Below are 12,859 nucleotides of genomic sequence, written 5' to 3' on the forward strand. Positions count from 1 at the left end.
TCCGCTCTGAAGACGAGCGAGCGGGCGATTTGATCCGCGGCTCTTACGCGAATCGCGGGCCTCAGGCGCTTTCCACCGCCTCCATGTCCAGGGACAGGTGGGCGCGAAACAGCACCCGGCCCTCCTCGTCGCGGGCAATGGCGAAAAAGTCCTGGCGGTCGTCGGAGGCCGTCACCCCGCGCACGACCTTGGTCATGATCCGGGCGAGCCGCTCGCGCACGGCGTCGGGGCCTTCCAGGTCGAAGCCCTCCTCGTCCTTGACGAAGTTCGTGCCGTCATGAAGATCGAAAAAATATAGGGGCATGTGACGCTAGGTTGTGGGATTATGTCCCACATTAACACTCCTCGCGCGCGCGTCGCCAGAGCCGGCGAGGTCGCAGGATGGCCTAGGCCGGCCAGGATGGTGCCGGCTCAAGCGAACCGCTAGGGACGGGCGCCCACCTGATACTCCGCAACAGGCGCTCCCGATGTCCGCAATTTCTTCGACCACCCCGCGGCGCGCGTGGTGATCGATCCCGAGACGATCGCCGGCCTGTTCGGCGTCGCGGTGGTGGCCGGCGCGGTCGATGCCATCGCGGGCGGCGGCGGGCTGATGACGCTCCCCGCGCTCCTGCTCGCCGGGCTCGATCCGGTGAGCGCGATCGCCACCAACAAGCTCCAGGGCACCGCCGGCTCGACCTCGGCGACGCTCGCCTTCGCCCGGCGCGGCCTGATCCGCTGGCGGGAGGCCGGCCCGGCCGCGCTCGCCGCGGGCCTTGCCGCCATCGGCGGCTCGCTCTGCGTCAGCCTGCTGCCGCGCCCGGTGCTCGACGCGATGGTGCCGGTGCTGCTCGTGGGCATCGCGCTCTACTTCGCCACCGCCCGGCGGATGAGCAGCGAGGACGCGACCGCGCGGATCGGCCCCGGCCTGTTCGCCCTGACGCTCGCCCCGGCGGTCGGCTTCTACGACGGCGTGTTCGGTCCCGGAGCGGGCTCGTTCTACATGATCGGCTTCGTGACCCTGCTCGGCCTCGGCGTGGTGCGGGCGACCGCGCACACCAAGCTGTCGAACGCCGCGAGCAACATCGGCAGCCTCGCCCTGTTCACCATCCAGGGCGTGGTGGTCTGGCCCGTCGGCCTCGCCATGGCGGTGGGTGCCTTCATCGGGGCGCAGGTCGGCTCGGCGCTCGCCGTGCGCCTCGGCGCCCGGCTGATCCGCCCGCTCCTCGTCGTGATCGCCTGCGCGATGGCCCTGCGGCTGCTGTCGAACCCGGCCAATCCCCTGCGGCAGGCCGTGGCCGGGTTCTTTGGCTGATCGCCGGGGCTGCGACGCGGCGCGGACTCGCGCCGACCGTCTTCCAGAACTAGAACAAAAATAGTACGAATGGACCGGGGCGCGATCGGCCCGAACAGGAGAACCCCATGGCCTTCAAGCCGAAATCCGCCGCCGAGACCAAGGCCCGCGACCTCGGTCTGGCGCTTGCCCGCCTCGCCGAGAACGAGGGCGTGCCGGCCAGCATCGGCATCGACGCCCTGCGTCGCGCGAGCCCGCGCCTGACGCCGCTGGCGATCGAGCAGATGGTGCGCAAGCAGCGCGACACGGTGGAGGCGACGCTGGCCGAGCGCGGGCTGGCGCTCACCGACTACGCCGACCAGGGGCCGAGCCGAGGCATGGAATTCACGATCGAGTCGGCGGCCTGAACGCAGGCGAAGTGCGCCGACCAAGGGCCGGCGCGACGATCCGAACGTCTGGCCGTGAGACGGACCGACGACGACACACGGCGCAGCTCTGCACCTGATCGACCGTTCGTCCAATTGTGGAAAGGTTTGGCTCCCCGAGCAGGACTCGAACCTGCGACAAAGCGATTAACAGTCGCTTGCTCTACCAACTGAGCTATCGGGGATCACCCGGCCGCCTCGGCGGCGCTGGGGGGTCATTAGCCTCGCTCGATTGCCGGCGCAAGGGTCTCGGGCGATTCCGGCGGCGCTTTTTTGCGAATGGCCGCGGTTGCCTCGCCGCACGACGGTTCCGTGACGATCGCGCCGGAAAGGGCGTTGCCGAACGGCCCGCGGCTCTGCTAAGGACGCCTCGCTCCGGGCCGGCCGCCCCGCCGGAGCTTCGCGCTTTCGAGCCGCGAACGAGGCCTCGTGGCGGAGTGGTTACGCAGAGGACTGCAAATCCTTGCACCCCGGTTCGATTCCGGGCGAGGCCTCCAACTTACACCTAAACTGCTTGAAAACATAGCTAAATCTCCTCAGTTTGGGTGCCCGATCCGATTTGGGTTGGAACCTTGCGCGGCGCGAGCTTGGAATTTGCCACGCTGTTGAGGTGCCGCTGCTCAACCGCACGGGTGTATCGCTCGACCTCGGCCAGCGATTTGTGCCCCGTGATGCTCGCGATTTCGTGAGGACTGCATCCGGCCTCGGCGAGGCGACGGGCGGCCGCCTTTCGTAGCCCATGGGCCACACAGTCGTCCGAGAGACCCGCTGCGTCGATGGCGTCCGCCATCTTGTTGCCGAGCCCCTTGGTCGAAAAGGCCTTGCCGTGCGCGGTCGCGACGATGGGGCCGTTGTTTTTCGGCCACGCAGCCAGCACCTCGAGCAAATCGGGGTGAAGCTGTAGCTCGAGCTTCGTGCCAGTCTTCTCTTGCTGGACGTGGATCCATCTGCCGTCCAGGCTCACGTCGCGCCACGCCATGCGCGCGACATCGACCACGCGTTGGCCGGTGTAGAGGAACAGGGCGAACAGGGTCCGCTGCTGCGTGCCGAGGGGCCAGCGGGCTTCGAAGGCCGCGACCTCCTGCTCGGTCCAGGTGTGGTGCTCGCCCTCCTTGAGCTTTTTGATGTGGAGGGTCGGGTCGTCCTTCCGGTAGCCCCGGTTGATAGCGAACTTGACGAGGATGCGCAGCTTCTTGAGCGCATCGTTGGCCGCCGACGGCCGATCCACCCGCTTCGCCATGATCCGCTCGACCACGACGCGCTGCATCCCAGCGACCGGCCGGCGACCGATGTCCTCGAGCAAGAACAGGCGCTCGTAGGCCAGCCGATAGGCTCGGCGGGTCGGCGCCTTGAGCGAGATGAACTGCGCGCTCTCGAAATACTCGGCCAGCAGCCGGTCGAAGGTGCCGGGCCCGCCGCGCTCCTTCACCTTCTCGACCGTCGTCATGGCCAGCGCCGCCTGATACGCGACCATGAACGGCTCGGAGCCGGGCAGGCCGGGCAGCGGCGTGCGTTTGCCGCCGGGGCGGCGGAAATAGTATCGCACCGTCCCGTGCCCGTCGCGGAAGTGATCCACGTATCGCAGTCGCAAGCGGGTCACTGCCAGTCTTCCCAGCCGTCTTGCTCCGCGGGGTTTATGCCGCGCTCGGGCAGGGCGGCGAAGAACGCCTCGATCTTGCGCCGATCCCACAGGATGCGCGTGTTGACGACCTTCGGCTGCGGCATGCGCCCGTCCCGGACCATCTCGTCGTACATGGCGGGAGAGACCCCGACGTAATGGGCTGCCTCGACTCTCGAGAGGCCGAGAGGCAGGAAAGCCAGTTCGGCGCTCGTGTCTCGAGGCGTGGGAGAGGTTTTTACCCTACCCATCCCGACCCCCTCCGTCCTCGTCTCTTCCGCATCCCTGGGTGAGGGCGGTACGGCGAGCGTGTACGGCCGCGCGGCGCCGGATTTCGCAATCATCACAGTGCAGCGTTCGCTTGGCGGCGACCATGTGCGCCTCGCAGGCGAAGCAGCGACCGGAATACATGCCGGGATGCAGGACGCTGATGCGCGGCGCGGTGAAGGCGGCCCCGAGCGCGTCGGGCCCTGGCCTGGCAGGCTCCCACTCAACGGGCTCCAGCCACATCCTGTCGGTCGCTCTGGCGACCTCGCCGATGAACCGGGCGAGCGTCTCGTCGGGCATCGGTTGATCCGGCTCGTCCAGCGTTTCGCCGGCCCATCGGCTGATGTTCGCGGCGAGAAGAGTGGCGCGCTTCGCAAACAGTCGGTTCGTCAGCTTCTCACGCATCCCGCCCCTCCTGCTCTTCGAGAGCGGCGCGGCCGGCGTTCAGAAGGGCGACCAGTTCGGCCGCCTCCGCTTCGGTCCTGGCCATGAAGATCCCATCGTCGCCGCGGTAGACGTTGCGGAGCATGCTGTGACCGACGCGGAACTCGGGTTCCTCCCGCGCCCCGTCCTCGCGCTCGCGGTCCTTCGACCGGAGGGCGGCGATAGCGGCGGCGGCTTCGGGGATGCCGGTGACGCCGTTCTCCAGTGTGTCGGCGAGATAGATCGTGCAGGGCTTGATGTGCTCCCGCAGGATCGCCTCGATCTCGGCGATGGTCTCGCGCTCACTGGCCATGGCTAGTCTCCGCGGGCGTGACCTCAGCAGGCTTCGGCGCCGCCGGTCGGAGCACCAACATCGTGCTGTGATTGTCGTGCGGCCTCTCAATGCCGAAGTCGCGGAGCCAGCCGCCGCGCGTTTCGGCGAACTGGCCCTTGCAGACCGTGATTTCGCGCAGGCCGTCGTGCAGCGTATCGAGGATCGCAGTCTCGGCCTTGGTCTCAGGCGTGAGCACCACCTGAGTGAGGCCATCCGCGAGGTAGAAAGCGCATTTCATGGCTGGTCCTTCACGAGAGCGAGCGCATCTTTCAGCGCCTTGATGCGGATGGCACAGGCGAGGGCGTCGATGCCCCGCCCGGCGGCGACGTGCTGGATGCGCCAGCCCTCGGCCTGCTCGATGAGCTTGCGGATGCCGGCTTGGGGGCTCATCGCGTCTGCCCCTCCTGCGTCGAGGCATCGGCGGATGCGGGCGCTTCCGTGGTGGCGGGCTGGGCTGTGGCTGCGGCGTACCGGCCCTGCTTCAGGCGTCGGATCGCGTGGCGGCGGGTGAGGTAGCCCAGCGCGTTGTAGACCTGCTTTTGCGTGACGGTCGGGTCGCGTTCCTGTGCCGCCGCCACGATGTCGCCGACCCGCAGGTCTGCACCTGGGCTGAAGAGGCCGCCGACGAAGCGCAGCAGATCGCTCGCCAGCGGCAGTGGGGCGGCCCTTTGGCTCGCGAGATGGGCGGCGACTGCCTCTCGCTCGTCGTGGTTCATCGCGTCGATCAGGAGCGCGCAGGCTCGAACGATGCTGCTCACCGCTTCCCCTCCGTGCTGTCGGGCTGGGTGGCGGCGAGGGCGGCGCGGACTTGCTCGGCAATCAGCCTCGCCAAGCCTTCGCGCAGGTTGTCAGCTTCCTCCCGCGCCTCGTCCCGCTCCTTCTCCGCGGCATCGACCCGCCCGGCCTTGGCGATGAGATCGGCGACTTGCGGAAGATCGAGCGCGGCGCCCGCCATTCTTCGGGCGACGCGGACCCGAGCGCTTGGGGCGGACAGGATTGGTTCTGGGCCGTAGTACTCCGGCCTGCCAAGATGGTGTGCGTCCGGATCGATGATGCGGGCGATCTGATCGACCAGCCCCTCCCGCAGGGCGTCGAGATCAATCGCCATGGCCTACTTCCCCTCTGCGGGAGTGGAGGACGTGGCGGGGGTGGGCAGAACGATCCAATCTTCCTCAAGCTGATCGCAGCGCGTCGGAGTCCAAGGGGTGATAACGCCACTGTCATAGACCAGTGCAAGGTAGGAGAGCGCTGGAGATTTTGGCCTAGTCAGCCGAACGCTCTTGCCGGGCTTCCAAGCTTTTCGCCGGCAGGATGCGCCCCGCTTAATCGCCGCAAGAGCGAATTCGTAGCCCTCGCCGCCCGCGCTTCCGTGTGCCGGGGCGGCGAGGAATTCGGACGATCTGCCGGCTATCCCGGCGCCGGCAGCCATCAGCGCCAGCCAGGTCTCCTCAAACGTCGCCAGCGCGCCTTCCATCTCCTCCGGCAACTCGGGCGCACGTTCCCAGCGAACGATCAGAACTCGCCCCGCTTCGTACAAGTCGTTCCACGCCGGTCGGACGATCTCCCGCCCGCCGCCCGCCGCGGGCTCGGGTGCGGCGGCTGTTTTCCAGCCGTGATGCCAGCAGAAAGCGGCGTAGGCGGCCACGTCGAGCGGATCGCCCTTGCCGACGTGGCGCAACAGATCGCGTTGGCAGTCGGTGGCCCAATCGTCCTTGAGCCAGCCGTTCTGCCAGCCGTACTTTGCCTCGGACGCGCGTAGCTTCGACTTCAGCGCCGCCGCAAAACGGTCAACGAGATCGTCAGTAGCGATCTGCTCCGCCGCCCCGCCCCCGGCCGGAGGGGTGTCTGGTCGCCCGGACGGGGTGGCGAGGAGGCGTTCAACGTGCGGCAAGATTTGCCACAGAGCTTCGGCGCCATCGTCGGCAGTCCCAGGGTATTTATCCCAAACCTCAATGGTGTCCTTGATCGTCTTGACCAAGCTCTCAACATTTCGCCGCATCTCATCCGGCACCGGCCCTGCGGACGACGCGAGGGCGGCGGAAGCTTCCGACAACGTGCCAACCCAGGCCCGCAGCGCGCCATGACTCGGCCATGACGGGGGCGCGATCAGGTGAGTGTCGCGTGTGGTTTCTAGACCCTCACGAGAGCGCTGCTCGGTGTCGAAGTCCAGCCAGTATTCTATCAGCTTCGCGATGACCCGGAGCTGGCTAGCGATCGTCACCGGATCGGAGGCGCCGGCCTCCAGGGTGTGGGGCTCGGACATCATGCCAGCACCCCTTCGCGACGGGCGATGGCCATGTATTTCGTGATCTTCGCTTCTTTCGCCGCGACGGTCTCGGCGGCCGGGATCGGGTTGCCGATGTCGCCGTGATTGTGGAGGATCCGCGCCACCGCGATCAGGTCATGCAGCTCTTCGACGATCCGCTCCGCGTTGGTGAGCGGCTGGCCCGCCTGGACCTCGGCAAGGCCGAAGCGCAGCGCCTTCATCACGCGCTGGCCGACCTCGTCGCATTCCTCGGCGAGGCACAGGAATAGGTGCTCGGTCTCGGTCATCTCAGCGCGCTCCAGTTGAGAGCGCCTGAGCGCTCAGGCGTGACGGGTCGTTCGGTGAAGTCGTGTCCCGACCCCCATCCGCATCGCTCTTCGTGGGGCGGGGGGTGTCGCAGACGATGGGGCGATGGCTGTGGTTGGCGAAGCCCCAGTTGCCGTTCGGCTGAGTCGCGTCGGTGAAGCCTTCGCAGGCGTCGCAGAGCGGCGTGCCGCAGACGAACTGTCCGGTGTGGCTGCACTCGGTCACGGCCTGCTCGCCGCACACACCGCAGCGGATGCCCCGATGCTTCTCGCAGAACTGGCCTTCGACCACGGGCGCGCCGCAGCGGCTCTGGTAGGCGGGGACATATCGGCAGGAGGGCACCACCCCCTCACCCGCCTCTTGGATGCGCGAGGTCATGGGGTGTCTCCGAGCTGCGATAAATCTGGTCGGAAGAAGCCGTGCAAACTCTTGCATGAGGCAAAGGGAACTGAATTAGAATTTGAGCCCTTGTTATTGTATGTGGAAGGTAAATCCCGTGCCCGGGCGCATCTTAATGTCCTTTGTATATTTTGGATTAGCCGTAGGTCCCGCGCTGTCACAAGCGCCTGACATGCATCAGCATAGTCGTTCACAGGCGCCGAATATGCCTCCTGTGCGTGAGACGGTGCCGGATAGTGTCCGTCCAAGCACTCCATGGACAGATCCAGAAACAACGCGCGACCTTGGAGAGAATCGGCAACGAGGTGCTGTCCCCGAAGCTGATAAATAGCTTTACCTGCAAATCTTTCGATGGCCAGAGGGCTAGTCATGTCTCTTGGCCTCCACGCTGGCCGGATGGCCGGGCGATGAGACAGGGCGGGCGGAGAGGACGGCGCTCATGGGCAGAATTGAACGTTCCGCCAAGCAGTTAACATCTGATAGTCGGCAATTTTCCGGCAAGCTCCACGCAAGCAATTTATGATTGCTGCTATTCGTGTGCTGGACCCAACTCCTGTGACTGCCAGGACGAGATGATCCGCTGTACGGGAAGCTGCGCCGATGACCGACCTGTCCGCCGACGACAAGAACGCACTCAACGAGCTTGCCTTCTACATGCTCAAAGAGGCCTACACCGCCTCTGTGCAGGCGTTCGTTCGAAGTGATGCAGAAGCCGCGCGCAAGCTTATCGATGGTGTCGAAACGATCCTGACGGCGGCTGTGCAGGCCATGCACAGCGCTGAGACTGAAGGGCCGCGCTCGCGTGAGATCGCCTTGGCGCTCGGATCGAAGCTGATGGGCGTCTTCGAGAGCGCGCATCATCTGCCGGCGGTCGTCCGAACACCTGAAGCAGTAGCGTCGGCGCCGACGGACCTGCTGGCCGGACGGCAGGCCTTTGCCTTCTTCGCGACGCTGAAGGCTGCCTGAGGCGCAGGCCACTTGCGGCAGGCCGCCCGCGAAGCTATCGATGACGAGCGAGCGCATCAGATCGCTCCCCGAGTCGGAGAGGTCTCTCGGATGAGGGTGCGGCAGTGACGGGCGGGCGGGGCGCCGGAGATCGCGGCCAGGGCTCTCGCTACGAGGCTGCCGGCCGAGGGTGAAGCCGGTGCGGGCCGCGCCGCATTCTCGTCGGCGGCGAACAGGCGGACCGTGAGGACCAATCGCTCCAGCTCGGCGAGCACGGCGGCATCACGCTCGGCCGCCTGAACGAGGCTGTAGGTCTCGGGGCAGTCGGGGCGAACACCGATGCTGACCGCCTCACGGCGATAGCGGTCCTGACGCACCACCATACTCTGGAGGCCGGAGGATAAGCCGGAGAGGTCGAAGTCGGCGAGGTCGGACGCGCTCAGCATGTGCGCGCCTCCGGGCAATCGACAATGCGCTCCAGGGCTTCGCGGCGGCCGGGCGTGAGCCGGCGGTAGTTCTCGACCAGCCTGACCTCGCGGGGCGAGAAGGCGCCGCGGCCCGCGACGCCGGTCAGGAGGAAGCCGGGATCGATGTCGAAGAAGCGGGCGACCTTCGCGACTTCGGCCGCGCTGAGGGATTGCGTGCCGCGCTCGACCTCGCTGAGAAGAAACGGCGCCCATTCGAGCGCGACGGAGGCCTCCCGCTGCGGCAGGCCCTTCCGCTTCCGAGCTGCGTAGATGCGCCGACCGATGGCGCGATCGTCAGGGTTAACAGGCCGGGGCATCGATGCGCGCCTTTCCTGATGCGAGACTGGTTCATCGGCGGGTGACGCGGCCGTCGAAGCCGCGCTTGAGGCCGGAGGCTTTGGAGCCCGGCATGGGCCGGCCCTTGGGCCGCTCGAAGCCGAGGATGGAGCGCTTTTGCGCTTTGGCGTCGGCGATCACCGCGAGGTCGCCGGTCGGTCCGTGCGTCTTGGTCTGGGCGCACAGCTCGTGGACGATCGCCCGGTTGCCGAAGTCGTTGGTGCCGCCGAGGCCGAGCGCGCGCAGGTGCTCGTCGATCAGCCTCTTGCCCGGCCGCATGAAGAGGCCGCACAGCGGGCAGATGCCCTTCTGCTGCTCGTAGAGCTCGAGCTTTTGCGAGGGCGTGAGGGGCCGGCGCGCGGTGGTGCCGACGTCCTCGTAGGTGACGGCGTCGCAGCGGATCATAGCGCGCTCGCCTCCTGTGGCGTGCGGCAAGCGGTCCACCAGCGCCTCACGTATTCCTGCAGGAAGACCTCGCGCTCGCACTTCGGGCAGTCGAGGCAGGTGATCCGCTCCTGGCCCCAATAGGTGACGTGGCCTTGAAGAACCTCGCCGTCCGTCATCGGGATTTCGTGCCGACAGTGCGGGCAGGTGACGCTGTCGCCGCTCACGACCGACTCCCCATCGCAGCAAGGGCGACCTCGACGGACTCGCAGGCAGCGTTTGGCAGGACGCAATGCGCGTCCGGATCGCGGTAACTGCTGCGGACGGCTTCCAGGCCGGCGCCGGCCGGGCCGAAGGCGTTCACGGCGCGGCAGATGTCGGCGGCGGCCTTCGCGCTGAGCGGGCCGTCAATCTGCATGTGCTGGCCCTTGGCGGGATCGCCGAAGCTGATCCACGTCGTGCCGTCGGGGCGCTGGCCGAAGGTGGCCGGGAGCGGGAGATGGGCGAGGCGGGCAGCGGCCATAATCAGCGACCCTCCGCCTTGGCGACGGCGGCCTCGCTGCGCTCCAGCAGGAGCGCGAGCGGCACTTCGGCGACGGACTCCCCTCGGTTCTTGAGGACGACCTTCGTCTGGTCCGCGTCGATGTTGAGCCCCGAGACGATGAAGCGGGCGAAGCCGAGCAGGCCCTTGAGCTGCACCAGCATCTCGGGCGCCGCCGCCAGCACGCGACCGTTCGCCTCGCACTCGGCAGCGAACGCCCCGTCCTTCTCCTGATCGCGGCAGAGGAAGTCGTCGGGCGCGCTGACCCGGGCGATTACCATGCTGCTTTCGTCGTGCTGGACGTCGTGGTTCTCGACGTCGAACACCCACGGTCCTGCTGTGTGCTGCGCGCTCATCACAGCCACCCGAGCGTGCGAGCGCAGAGGACGGCGCCGACCGCGGCGGCGACCCACGCGCCCGGCCCGGCGATCACGACGGCCAGGACAGTGCTCGGGTTCAAGCGCGGCTCAACAGCCGCCGACGGACGCGGATTCATCGTAGACCTCGGGGCAGGGGGTGTTGCCGTTGGCGGCGACCGGGCGGCGGCGCTCGGCCGCGTCCAGCAGATGCGTTTGCGAGACGACGAAGAAGGTGACCGTCGCGAGCACGAAGGCGGCGCAGGCGACGGCCAGGGCGAGGCCAGCCATGAACTCGGCGGTCATGACGCCCGAGCCTCGGTCAGCTCGGCCCGCAGCGCCCGGATCGTGGCGTCGCGCTCGCCGACGATGGCGGCGTAGCGGTTGGCCAGCGCCCGCTCATCGTCCCGCTCCTGCGCGATGTCCTCGACCTGCTTGGCGGCAGAGAACTTCGGCGGGAACAGTGCGGCGCGGAACAGCTCCTTCGCCGCCTCGGGAAGGGCGTCGTACTGCCCTTCCCGGTCGACGATCTCCAAGCCGCGCCGCAGCAGGATCGCGACGGCGACGGGGTCGGTGAGGCCGTCCGGAACCTCGGTACGCACCGGCGGCGACAGGTCGATCGAGCCCTGCACGATGGCGATTGCAGCGGAGCCCATGGCGGTCAGGCCGCGGCGGGGCTGACGAACCCGGTCTCGTAGGCGCCGCGGGCGAACGAGGCGTCCGCAGCAGCACCCGACCGGCCGTAGGCGAACTGCTCCTCCGCACGGGCGAGATCGGCACAGGGCGCGGTTTCCGTGGTGCCGTAGAGAGCGGCGGTGACGGCGGCGCCGCGGTCGTGGGCGGCAGCGGTCAGCGCGGCGTCGGCGGCCTCGGCCGTGTCGGCCCGGCGCATGGCGGTCGAGAGGATCGCCCGGTTGTTGCGCTCGATGCGGGTCTTCAGGGCGTCGGCGAGATCGGTCTCGCTGGCGTAGGTGGTCGAGGTTGTCGATCCGGCGGGCTTGGGCGAGCTGATCGAGGCCTTCGCCGAGGTCGGAATCACTCAGGACGACAAGCTGCTGATCGGCGTGAGCCAAGGCTATGGCCTGATGAACGCGATCAAGACGGCGGAGCGGAAGTTGGCGTCCGGCACGCTCCGGCACTCGGGCTCCGGCCTTGCGGCGTGGTGCGTGTCGAACCTCAAGATCGAGCCGACCGCGACCGCGATCCGAGCGACGAAGCAGAACGCGGGCGACGCCAAAATCGACGCCATCATGGCGGTATTCAATGCGGTGGCGCTGATGGCGACCAACCCCGAGCCGGCCAACACCCGCTCCGTCTACGAAACGCGCGGCCTGCGGGTCGCCTGAGGAGGCGACATGGCCCCACAGGACGAGCGGCCCGCCAAGGCGCCGCCGATCACCATCAGCATCCAGGTGTTTCGCGAGATCGTCGGCGCGCTCGGTGCTGGACTTGCGGGATACGGCGCATGGCTGCACTACCCGCCGGCCGGGTTCATGGTGGGCGGCGGCGTGCTCGTCGGCCTCGCCATCGTCGGGACACTGCGCGGTAGCGCGTGATGGCAGGCCTGTTTGCGACCATGCTCGGCGGCGGAATGCGCGCGGCTGAGCGCGAGGTCACATCGTGGTCGCCGGACGACGACCGGTGGTACGGCGACCCGGGCGGTGCGGCGACCTTCGCCGGTCGGCGCGTGACCCCGGACATCGCGCTTCAGTTCTCGGCCTTCTATGCCGGCACGCACCTGCTCGCGAAGACGGTCGCCTCGCTGCCGCTGCGCATCTACCGAAAGGACCCGGCGACCGGGAAGAGCTACGAGGCGCCCGAGCACCCGCTCAACGACCTGCTGGAGTACCAGCCGAACGGGTGGCAGACGGCGTGGGATTTCCGGGCCATGCTGATGATGCACCTCGTCATGCGCGGGAACGCGTATGCCGAGATCATCGCCGGCCCCCGCGGATTCGCCGACCGGCTGGAGCCGATCCATCCCGACCGGGTCGCTGTTGACCGGCTGCCCGACCGGACGCTGCGTTACACGATCTCGGACGAGATCGGCGGCACGCGGCGCCTGCTGCAGGATGAGGTGCTGCACCTGCGCACCGCCTTCGCGCCGGGCTTGGTCGGCATCGGGCCGATCGCCTACGCTCGACAGACGGTCGGCCTAGCGCTCGCGACTGAGGAGCACGGCGCCCGCCTGTTCTCGAATGGCGCGCGCCCGTCCGGCGTCGTCACGGTGCCGAAAGCCTGGAGCGACGAGGCGTTCCAGCGCTTTAAGGAGGACTGGCGCCGGACCTACAATGGGCTCGCCAACGCGGGTGGAACGCCGATCCTCGAAGAGGGCGCTAAGTTTGAGGCGATCAGCCTGACCGCCGAGGACGCGCAGTTTCTCGCGACGCGCCAGCATCAGATCGAAGAGGTGTGTCGCTGGCTCGACGTTCGAACGGCACAGTCAGCCTACAGCTTCATAAGACATTGATTTGACTTGCGATTGGCCGCCTCTGAGCGGCCTTTTGCTTGGCCGGCAG

At 67.7% G+C, this 12,859-nt stretch carries 26 protein-coding genes, 2 tRNA genes and 1 pseudogene; 7 read left to right on the top strand and 22 right to left on the bottom strand.

Going from position 1 to position 12,859, the window contains the following annotated elements:
* Positions 1–61 precede the first annotated feature (61 nt).
* On the bottom strand, positions 62–304 hold the full coding sequence (locus ASG52_RS05865; protein WP_056240338.1) for a DUF6894 family protein: 243 nt from the start codon (positions 302–304) through the stop codon (positions 62–64).
* Between the two features lie 198 nt (positions 305–502).
* Between ASG52_RS05865 and ASG52_RS05870 the strand changes: the two genes are divergently transcribed.
* Positions 503–1,294 carry a TSUP family transporter gene (locus tag ASG52_RS05870; RefSeq protein WP_056240341.1) on the top strand — a complete coding sequence of 264 codons (792 nt, stop codon included), beginning with the start codon at positions 503–505 and terminating at the stop codon, positions 1,292–1,294.
* A 107-nt stretch (positions 1,295–1,401) separates the two neighbouring features.
* A complete protein-coding gene (locus tag ASG52_RS05875) occupies positions 1,402–1,680 on the top strand; it encodes a hypothetical protein (protein WP_056240343.1) in 279 nt (92 codons plus the stop codon).
* 127 nt (positions 1,681–1,807) lie between these two features.
* On the opposite strand, the gene ASG52_RS05880 is transcribed toward ASG52_RS05875, so the two are convergent.
* A tRNA-Asn gene (locus ASG52_RS05880) sits at positions 1,808–1,883 on the bottom strand.
* A gap of 238 nt (positions 1,884–2,121) precedes the next feature.
* Here ASG52_RS05880 and ASG52_RS05885 point away from each other — a divergent pair.
* Positions 2,122–2,195, top strand: a tRNA-Cys gene (locus ASG52_RS05885).
* Positions 2,196–2,224: 29 nt separating this feature from the next.
* Here ASG52_RS05885 and ASG52_RS05890 read toward each other — a convergent pair.
* The 11 genes from ASG52_RS05890 to ASG52_RS05935 all read right to left on the bottom strand — a co-directional run bounded on the left by ASG52_RS05890 (position 2,225) and on the right by ASG52_RS05935 (position 7,290).
* Complete coding sequence (locus tag ASG52_RS05890; protein WP_056240346.1) at positions 2,225–3,274, bottom strand: tyrosine-type recombinase/integrase; 1,050 nt, start codon at positions 3,272–3,274, stop codon at positions 2,225–2,227.
* Between the two features lie 20 nt (positions 3,275–3,294).
* The gene (locus ASG52_RS28215; protein WP_286158956.1) at positions 3,295–3,453 is read right to left on the bottom strand and encodes a hypothetical protein; all 159 of its coding nucleotides are present in this window, start codon (positions 3,451–3,453) and stop codon (positions 3,295–3,297) included.
* Between the two features lie 106 nt (positions 3,454–3,559).
* Positions 3,560–3,988, bottom strand: a complete 429-nt coding sequence (locus ASG52_RS05900) for a hypothetical protein (RefSeq protein ID WP_056240351.1) — start codon at positions 3,986–3,988, stop codon at positions 3,560–3,562.
* A complete protein-coding gene (locus tag ASG52_RS05905) occupies positions 3,981–4,319 on the bottom strand; it encodes a hypothetical protein (protein WP_056240352.1) in 339 nt (112 codons plus the stop codon). The genes ASG52_RS05900 and ASG52_RS05905 overlap by 8 nt, the downstream gene beginning before the upstream one ends.
* A complete protein-coding gene (locus ASG52_RS05910) occupies positions 4,309–4,578 on the bottom strand; it encodes a hypothetical protein (protein ID WP_056240355.1) in 270 nt (89 codons plus the stop codon). The genes ASG52_RS05905 and ASG52_RS05910 overlap by 11 nt, the downstream gene beginning before the upstream one ends.
* Positions 4,575–4,730, bottom strand: a complete 156-nt coding sequence (locus ASG52_RS26920; RefSeq protein WP_156383805.1) for a hypothetical protein — start codon at positions 4,728–4,730, stop codon at positions 4,575–4,577. The genes ASG52_RS05910 and ASG52_RS26920 overlap by 4 nt, the downstream gene beginning before the upstream one ends.
* The gene (locus ASG52_RS05915; RefSeq protein ID WP_056240357.1) at positions 4,727–5,098 is read right to left on the bottom strand and encodes a hypothetical protein; all 372 of its coding nucleotides are present in this window, start codon (positions 5,096–5,098) and stop codon (positions 4,727–4,729) included. Before ASG52_RS05915 ends, ASG52_RS26920 begins: the two co-directional genes overlap by 4 nt.
* Entirely contained in the window at positions 5,095–5,448 is a 354-nt protein-coding gene (locus ASG52_RS05920) for a hypothetical protein (RefSeq protein WP_056240360.1), read from the bottom strand. Before ASG52_RS05920 ends, ASG52_RS05915 begins: the two co-directional genes overlap by 4 nt.
* Before the next feature lie 3 nt (positions 5,449–5,451).
* Positions 5,452–6,606, bottom strand: a complete 1,155-nt coding sequence (locus ASG52_RS05925) for a Thoeris anti-defense Tad2 family protein (RefSeq protein ID WP_056240363.1) — start codon at positions 6,604–6,606, stop codon at positions 5,452–5,454.
* On the bottom strand, positions 6,603–6,893 hold the full coding sequence (locus tag ASG52_RS05930) for a hypothetical protein (RefSeq protein ID WP_056240367.1): 291 nt from the start codon (positions 6,891–6,893) through the stop codon (positions 6,603–6,605). Before ASG52_RS05930 ends, ASG52_RS05925 begins: the two co-directional genes overlap by 4 nt.
* A 1-nt stretch (position 6,894) precedes the next feature.
* Complete coding sequence (locus ASG52_RS05935; RefSeq protein ID WP_056240369.1) at positions 6,895–7,290, bottom strand: hypothetical protein; 396 nt, start codon at positions 7,288–7,290, stop codon at positions 6,895–6,897.
* A gap of 621 nt (positions 7,291–7,911) precedes the next feature.
* On the opposite strand from ASG52_RS05935, the gene ASG52_RS05940 reads away from it, so the two are divergent.
* The gene (locus ASG52_RS05940) at positions 7,912–8,277 is read left to right on the top strand and encodes a hypothetical protein (protein ID WP_056240372.1); all 366 of its coding nucleotides are present in this window, start codon (positions 7,912–7,914) and stop codon (positions 8,275–8,277) included.
* Between the two features lie 56 nt (positions 8,278–8,333).
* Here the strand turns inward: ASG52_RS05940 and ASG52_RS05945 are convergent, their stop codons facing one another.
* The 9 genes from ASG52_RS05945 to ASG52_RS27615 form a co-directional block, all read right to left on the bottom strand.
* Positions 8,334–8,702 (bottom strand): hypothetical protein, encoded by a 369-nt coding sequence (locus ASG52_RS05945; RefSeq protein ID WP_056240373.1) that lies wholly within the window; start codon positions 8,700–8,702, stop codon positions 8,334–8,336.
* A complete protein-coding gene (locus tag ASG52_RS05950) occupies positions 8,696–9,040 on the bottom strand; it encodes a helix-turn-helix domain-containing protein (protein WP_056240375.1) in 345 nt (114 codons plus the stop codon). The genes ASG52_RS05945 and ASG52_RS05950 overlap by 7 nt, the downstream gene beginning before the upstream one ends.
* A gap of 31 nt (positions 9,041–9,071) precedes the next feature.
* Positions 9,072–9,464 carry a hypothetical protein gene (locus tag ASG52_RS05955; protein WP_056240377.1) on the bottom strand — a complete coding sequence of 131 codons (393 nt, stop codon included), beginning with the start codon at positions 9,462–9,464 and terminating at the stop codon, positions 9,072–9,074.
* A complete protein-coding gene (locus ASG52_RS25990) occupies positions 9,461–9,670 on the bottom strand; it encodes a hypothetical protein (RefSeq protein WP_082552379.1) in 210 nt (69 codons plus the stop codon). The genes ASG52_RS05955 and ASG52_RS25990 overlap by 4 nt, the downstream gene beginning before the upstream one ends.
* Positions 9,667–9,966, bottom strand: coding sequence for a hypothetical protein (locus tag ASG52_RS05960; RefSeq protein ID WP_056240378.1), 300 nt, complete (start codon positions 9,964–9,966; stop codon positions 9,667–9,669). Before ASG52_RS05960 ends, ASG52_RS25990 begins: the two co-directional genes overlap by 4 nt.
* Positions 9,967–9,968: 2 nt before the next feature.
* Positions 9,969–10,340 carry an XkdD/Y8K6 family phage-associated protein gene (locus ASG52_RS05965; protein ID WP_156383806.1) on the bottom strand — a complete coding sequence of 124 codons (372 nt, stop codon included), beginning with the start codon at positions 10,338–10,340 and terminating at the stop codon, positions 9,969–9,971.
* Between the two features lie 111 nt (positions 10,341–10,451).
* Positions 10,452–10,646, bottom strand: a complete 195-nt coding sequence (locus tag ASG52_RS05970; protein ID WP_056240384.1) for a hypothetical protein — start codon at positions 10,644–10,646, stop codon at positions 10,452–10,454.
* Entirely contained in the window at positions 10,643–10,996 is a 354-nt protein-coding gene (locus tag ASG52_RS05975) for a hypothetical protein (RefSeq protein WP_056240386.1), read from the bottom strand. The genes ASG52_RS05970 and ASG52_RS05975 overlap by 4 nt, the downstream gene beginning before the upstream one ends.
* Before the next feature lie 5 nt (positions 10,997–11,001).
* Complete coding sequence (locus ASG52_RS27615; RefSeq protein WP_056240389.1) at positions 11,002–11,379, bottom strand: hypothetical protein; 378 nt, start codon at positions 11,377–11,379, stop codon at positions 11,002–11,004.
* Between ASG52_RS27615 and ASG52_RS05985 the strand changes: the two are divergent.
* The 3 genes and pseudogenes from ASG52_RS05985 to ASG52_RS05995 form a co-directional block, all read left to right on the top strand.
* Positions 11,324–11,686 (top strand): annotated as a pseudogene (locus ASG52_RS05985) (terminase TerL endonuclease subunit); the annotation flags it as partial. The gene ASG52_RS27615 and the pseudogene ASG52_RS05985 overlap by 56 nt on opposite strands.
* Before the next feature lie 9 nt (positions 11,687–11,695).
* Positions 11,696–11,896, top strand: coding sequence for a hypothetical protein (locus ASG52_RS05990; protein ID WP_056240393.1), 201 nt, complete (start codon positions 11,696–11,698; stop codon positions 11,894–11,896).
* Positions 11,896–12,810 (top strand): phage portal protein, encoded by a 915-nt coding sequence (locus ASG52_RS05995; protein ID WP_056240395.1) that lies wholly within the window; start codon positions 11,896–11,898, stop codon positions 12,808–12,810. Before ASG52_RS05990 ends, ASG52_RS05995 begins: the two co-directional genes overlap by 1 nt.
* Positions 12,811–12,859: the final 49 nt, after the last annotated feature.

Origin of the sequence: Methylobacterium sp. Leaf456 (assembly GCF_001425465.1) — a bacterium.
Taxonomy (GTDB): Bacteria; Pseudomonadota; Alphaproteobacteria; order Rhizobiales; family Beijerinckiaceae; genus Methylobacterium.

What these genes read in the sequence shown, in the direction of transcription:
- ASG52_RS05935 (WP_056240369.1), bottom strand. Translation starts at nt 7,290, where the DNA reads ATGACCTCGCGCATCCAAGAGGCGGGTGAGGGGGTGGTGCCCTCCTGC.
- ASG52_RS05975 (WP_056240386.1), bottom strand. Translation starts at nt 10,996, where the DNA reads ATGGGCTCCGCTGCAATCGCCATCGTGCAGGGCTCGATCGACCTGTCG.
- ASG52_RS05990 (WP_056240393.1), top strand. Translation starts at nt 11,696, where the DNA reads ATGGCCCCACAGGACGAGCGGCCCGCCAAGGCGCCGCCGATCACCATC.
- ASG52_RS05965 (WP_156383806.1), bottom strand. Translation starts at nt 10,340, where the DNA reads ATGAGCGCGCAGCACACAGCAGGACCGTGGGTGTTCGACGTCGAGAAC.
- ASG52_RS05905 (WP_056240352.1), bottom strand. Translation starts at nt 4,319, where the DNA reads ATGGCCAGTGAGCGCGAGACCATCGCCGAGATCGAGGCGATCCTGCGG.
- ASG52_RS05960 (WP_056240378.1), bottom strand. Translation starts at nt 9,966, where the DNA reads ATGGCCGCTGCCCGCCTCGCCCATCTCCCGCTCCCGGCCACCTTCGGC.
- ASG52_RS05950 (WP_056240375.1), bottom strand. Translation starts at nt 9,040, where the DNA reads ATGCCCCGGCCTGTTAACCCTGACGATCGCGCCATCGGTCGGCGCATC.
- ASG52_RS05970 (WP_056240384.1), bottom strand. Translation starts at nt 10,646, where the DNA reads ATGACCGCCGAGTTCATGGCTGGCCTCGCCCTGGCCGTCGCCTGCGCC.
- ASG52_RS05955 (WP_056240377.1), bottom strand. Translation starts at nt 9,464, where the DNA reads ATGATCCGCTGCGACGCCGTCACCTACGAGGACGTCGGCACCACCGCG.
- ASG52_RS05900 (WP_056240351.1), bottom strand. Translation starts at nt 3,988, where the DNA reads ATGCGTGAGAAGCTGACGAACCGACTGTTTGCGAAGCGCGCCACTCTT.
- ASG52_RS26920 (WP_156383805.1), bottom strand. Translation starts at nt 4,730, where the DNA reads ATGAGCCCCCAAGCCGGCATCCGCAAGCTCATCGAGCAGGCCGAGGGC.
- ASG52_RS05940 (WP_056240372.1), top strand. Translation starts at nt 7,912, where the DNA reads ATGACCGACCTGTCCGCCGACGACAAGAACGCACTCAACGAGCTTGCC.
- ASG52_RS28215 (WP_286158956.1), bottom strand. Translation starts at nt 3,453, where the DNA reads ATGTACGACGAGATGGTCCGGGACGGGCGCATGCCGCAGCCGAAGGTC.
- ASG52_RS05865 (WP_056240338.1), bottom strand. Translation starts at nt 304, where the DNA reads ATGCCCCTATATTTTTTCGATCTTCATGACGGCACGAACTTCGTCAAG.
- ASG52_RS05930 (WP_056240367.1), bottom strand. Translation starts at nt 6,893, where the DNA reads ATGACCGAGACCGAGCACCTATTCCTGTGCCTCGCCGAGGAATGCGAC.
- ASG52_RS05875 (WP_056240343.1), top strand. Translation starts at nt 1,402, where the DNA reads ATGGCCTTCAAGCCGAAATCCGCCGCCGAGACCAAGGCCCGCGACCTC.
- ASG52_RS05925 (WP_056240363.1), bottom strand. Translation starts at nt 6,606, where the DNA reads ATGATGTCCGAGCCCCACACCCTGGAGGCCGGCGCCTCCGATCCGGTG.
- ASG52_RS05910 (WP_056240355.1), bottom strand. Translation starts at nt 4,578, where the DNA reads ATGAAATGCGCTTTCTACCTCGCGGATGGCCTCACTCAGGTGGTGCTC.
- ASG52_RS05995 (WP_056240395.1), top strand. Translation starts at nt 11,896, where the DNA reads ATGGCAGGCCTGTTTGCGACCATGCTCGGCGGCGGAATGCGCGCGGCT.
- ASG52_RS05945 (WP_056240373.1), bottom strand. Translation starts at nt 8,702, where the DNA reads ATGCTGAGCGCGTCCGACCTCGCCGACTTCGACCTCTCCGGCTTATCC.
- ASG52_RS05920 (WP_056240360.1), bottom strand. Translation starts at nt 5,448, where the DNA reads ATGGCGATTGATCTCGACGCCCTGCGGGAGGGGCTGGTCGATCAGATC.